The sequence below is a fragment of the uncultured Campylobacter sp. genome, assembly GCF_938045465.1.
In the GTDB taxonomy this organism is placed as follows: Bacteria; Campylobacterota; Campylobacteria; order Campylobacterales; family Campylobacteraceae; genus Campylobacter_B.
Genome location: NZ_CALIBF010000202.1, coordinates 1 through 1,142, shown reverse-complemented (window position 1 = coordinate 1,142; position 1,142 = coordinate 1). Strand labels below are relative to the sequence as shown.

Here is a 1,142-nt window from a genome sequence, read left to right as displayed (position 1 = left end):
CAAAAATCCTAGCGCCGCGCTTAAAATTTTTGACATCATCACCCTCGCCGCGACGGGCTCGGAGATGAACTGCGGCGGAGTGGTGACCAAGGAGCAGACCAGGCAAAAATACCCGATCAGCGCGCCGTGTCTATACCCGAAAGTCTCGGTCATAAACCCGCAGCTGCAAGCAACCGTCAGCCGCGAGTATCTCGTATATAGCGCGAGCGACATCATCGCCCACAGCATCGAGGGGTATTTTACCGCTAGCGTCCATCCGGACATCGTGCGAGCCTATATCGAAGCCAACATCAAAACCGTCATCCGCACGACTGAAATCCTGCTCGCAGATCCGAGCGATTACGATGCGCGCGCCGAGTTTGCGTGGGCCGCGACGATGGCGCTAAACGGACTAACCTACGTGGGTGTGGGCGGCTTCGGCTATCCGAATCATATGATCGAGCACGCGATGAGCGCGGTCGTAGACTGCGCGCATGGAGCCGGTCTTAGCGTGGTAATGCCTGCGTGGATGAGGTGGTATAAGGATAGAAATTTAAGCGCGTTTGAGCGTTTCGCTCGTGAAATTTTCGGCCTTAAAAGTGCGAATGAAGGCATTACAGCACTTAAAGCGTGGTTTGATAAGATCGGCACGCCGACTAGCCTGGCACAGCTCGGCATCGAAGGCAAGGTGCTAGACGAGGTCATAGACGTAGCCGCGACAAACGCCAAAGCGTGGAATATGGTGGAGCTCTACAGCCGCGAAAATATCGTTAAAATTCTTGAGCTGGCAAGATAAATTTAAATGGGGTAAATCGGCTTATGGCTTTAGCTCCTTGCTTTGACTTTTGATTTTAGGACGGTCGTTAAACCGTCCGAACTTATCATTTTGGATTGAGCTCTTTTAAATATTTGGCTAGCCGACTTTGCCTATTTACTTGCTAAATTTGAGAAAGTGGGCCGGTGGATATTCGCAGCTTGCTATTTTATAAATTTTACTAAAATTCAAAAAATCAAGGAGGCACAATGAGCAAGATAGATGAAATTTGCAAGTATTTGGGCGCTAAATTTAGCTCAGACGGCAAGATACAAAGCGATATAAAGGAGCTATTTGTCTACCGAGCAAGCGTGCCGACCGAGTTTTTAAGCGGCGTTTACGAGCCGGC

General features: G+C 49.8%; 1 protein-coding gene. It reads left to right on the top strand.

Features of this window, described 5'->3' with window-relative positions; all coding sequences use genetic code 11:
* A partial coding sequence (locus Q0413_RS10325) for an iron-containing alcohol dehydrogenase (protein WP_298990065.1) occupies positions 1 to 775 on the top strand: 775 nt, incomplete at its 5' end.
* Positions 776 to 1,142 lie beyond the last annotated feature (367 nt).